Annotated in this window: 4 protein-coding genes; 3 read left to right on the top strand and 1 reads right to left on the bottom strand. The window is 32.7% G+C overall.

The genetic code is table 11. From position 1 onward, the window contains the following. Nucleotides 1-54 precede the first annotated feature (54 nt). A complete protein-coding gene (locus AC061E_RS16425; RefSeq protein ID WP_478287224.1) occupies nt 55-255 on the top strand; it encodes a hypothetical protein in 201 nt (66 codons plus the stop codon). On the opposite strand, the gene upp is transcribed toward AC061E_RS16425, so the two are convergent. Then, complete coding sequence (gene upp, locus AC061E_RS16420) at nt 250-903, bottom strand: uracil phosphoribosyltransferase (protein WP_478284481.1); 654 nt, start codon at nt 901-903, stop codon at nt 250-252. The two genes, AC061E_RS16425 and upp, sit on opposite strands and share 6 nt — an antisense overlap. An 86-nt stretch (nt 904-989) precedes the next feature. Between upp and AC061E_RS16415 the strand changes: the two genes are divergently transcribed. Together AC061E_RS16415 and AC061E_RS16410 are read left to right on the top strand one after the other, a co-directional pair. Next, on the top strand, nt 990-1,595 hold the full coding sequence (locus AC061E_RS16415) for a DUF4254 domain-containing protein (protein ID WP_478284482.1): 606 nt from the start codon (nt 990-992) through the stop codon (nt 1,593-1,595). Nucleotides 1,596-1,649: 54 nt separating this feature from the next. After that, nucleotides 1,650-2,675 (top strand): glycosyltransferase family 9 protein, encoded by a 1,026-nt coding sequence (locus AC061E_RS16410; RefSeq protein ID WP_478284483.1) that lies wholly within the window; start codon nt 1,650-1,652, stop codon nt 2,673-2,675. Nucleotides 2,676-3,055 lie beyond the last annotated feature (380 nt).

Raw genomic sequence — 3,055 nt, 5'->3', positions numbered from 1 at the left:
GAGTAAATCATTACTTTTATCATCTGAGATAAGATAAATGATAACTCCTAAAAAGTGATTGCTTCGTTCTTTTTAGGAGTTATCATTTATCTTATCTCAGATGATAAAAGTAATGATTTACTCCTTTTTACTTTTGCACCCTTAGCCATCATGGCAACCAGTCATATTGAGATACCACAAGAAAAATTAAAACAAGAAATTGTAGTTTATGTGATGATTGCCTGCAGTATGTTTGCTTTTTTCACACAATTATAATTTAATCCCATAGGCTAAATCACCTGCATCTCCTAGTCCAGGAACGATATAGCTTTTTTCATTGAGTTTTTCATCGAGTGAGGCAACCCATAAGTGGCAAGTATCAGGCAATTGTTCTTGCAGGTTAGCAATCCCCTCTGGCGCTGCAATAACCACAGCAATATGAATTTCTTTTGGGGTACTATTTTCCATTAATTTATTGAAAACAGCTACCAGCGATTGTCCTGTAGCAAGCATAGGATCTACTAGAATTAGGTTCTTTCCGTTGAGGTTAGTAATGGCTTGGTATTGAACCAAAATATCAAATGTTTCATCATTGTTTGAGTGGTGCCGGTAAGCTGATACAAAACCGTTTTCGGCTTGATCAAAGTAATTTAAAAAACCTAAATGCAAAGGCAAACCCGCCCTCAGTACTGAACACAATACGAGTTGATCAGCTATTTCACTAGTTTTTTTTATTCCAAGTGGTGTTTGAATTTCAATATTTGTATACTCTAAACTTTTACTTAATTCGTATGCCATTATTTCGCCAATACGTTCAATATTTCTTCGGAAACGCATACTGTCGTTGTGTACAGTAACATTTCGTATTTGCCCTAAAAAATGATTAAGGACACTGTTTTCCTCTGATAAATAATGAATTTGCATGGTTGTTTTTTTCGAATTAAACTTAGTACTTATTTTTTATGGTATAAAAGTATAAAAAGTATCTTTGTGTTTTAATATATAAAGATATGTTTTCAAAATTAGCCTACTCCGTTTTCGAGCAAAGCATCAAGGATTATCACCAGTTTGATAATGTTGATCAACCTATAAACAATCCTTTCCCAAAGGATAAATTTGAACATTTATTGTATCACAAAAACTGGATTGACACCGTTCAATGGCATTTTGAGGATATTATTCGTGATCCAAATATTAATCCAGTTGCTGCCTTAACATTGAAAAGAAGAATTGATGCTTCTAATCAAGAGCGTACGGATATGGTGGAATATATAGACAGTTATTTTCTTCAAAAACATAGTAATGTGGTGGTAAAAGACCATGCAAAAATCAATTCAGAAAGTCCTGCTTGGGCATTTGACCGTTTGTCTATCTTAGCATTGAAAATTTATCATATGCAAGAAGAAGCTACTCGTGACGAGGCTTCACAAGATCACAGAGATAAATGTCAGGCTAAGTTAAATGTGTTATTAGAGCAAAGAACAGATTTGTCAACTGCAATTGATGATTTACTTACTGATATTGAAAATGGAGATAAATTCATGAAAGTGTACAAACAAATGAAGATGTACAATGATGATGAATTGAATCCTGTTTTGTACCAAAACAAGAAGTAAAAAGATATTTTGAACATTAATTAATTGTCAAAAAAAATCCAAAATATAGCCGTCATGAGACTCTCTGCAATGGGAGATGTCGCCATGACGGTTCCTGTTTTACGAGCTTTTGTAAAGCAGAATCCACAAATTAAAATCACGGTTATTTCTAGACCTTTTTTTAAACCTTTTTTTGAAGGAATTTCTAATCTTTCTTTTTTTGCTTTTGATGAAAAAGAGAGACATAAAGGATTTCTTGGATTGTTGCGTTTGTTCCAAGATTTGAAAGCTTTAGAAATTGATGCTTTTGCCGACTTGCACAATGTTTTGCGTTCTAAAATTATCCGAAATCTTTTTGCACTAAGTGGAAAAAAAACAGCTTCGGTGAATAAAGGAAGAGCAGCAAAAAAAGCATTGACCCAACCCGAAAATAAAGTATTCCAGCAACTGCCTACGATGTTTGAAAGACACGTAAAAGTTTTTGAAAAACTTGGTTTTACCGTTGATCTTTCCCAACCTGAGTTTCCTGAAAAAGCAGTTTTGAGTCCGGATATTTTAACGATAATTGGACAAAAAAATCACAAACTGATTGGAATTGCACCTTTTGCACAATATGATTCTAAAGTATATCCACAGGATTTAATGGGTGAAGTAATTGATCAATTAGCATTGGATACAACCCAAACCATTTTACTTTTTGGCGGAGGAAAAATCGAAATAGAACTCTTAAATTCACTGGCTGATAACAAAGAAAATGTGATTGTAGTTGCAGGAAAAATTAAGTTTCAGCAGGAATTACAACTCATCAGTAATCTGGATGTCATGCTTTCTATGGATTCCGGCAATGCACATATTGCTGCTATGCTGGGCGTAAAAGTCATTACACTTTGGGGCGCCACACATCCTTATGCGGGATTCTCACCGTTTAACCAACCTTTAGAGAATGCTTTGGTCTCTGACAGAAATTTGTTTCCTAAATTACCAACTTCGGTTTATGGAAACAAAAAAGTATTGGGTTATGAAAATGTCATGCGTACAATTTCCCCAGAAATTATTGTTTTAAAAATTAATGGTATTTTGGATAACCATTTAGAATTTTAAATTAAAACACCCATCAAAAATTACCCTTTTCAGATGAGTTTTAGTTTTTAACAAGACTGTTTCCTAAACATGATTACAATCTTTAGAAGTGCTTTCTGAATTACAATTGTAGTTTTAGGCTCATAGACTTTTATGTAAGAATAAATTTAACATTAAAATAACAAAAACGCATTATTTTTGCAGTAAGAATAATACTATTTTTGATTTTGAAAAATTCAATTTGTTTCAATCTGTTTTGGTTAGAAGAAAATATTCATTTGATAATCAAACTTTTTAGAAGAATTTTGAATCGTTCCATTCACAAAATCAGATACTCTTTATGCCAAAAATTACAAGGGTTACAATAATTTTTGGCATAAAGAGTATCTGATTTTGTGAAT

The sequence above is a fragment of the Flavobacterium sp. GNP011 genome (assembly GCF_056428925.1).
This window is presented reverse-complemented; position numbering and strand designations above follow the sequence as displayed.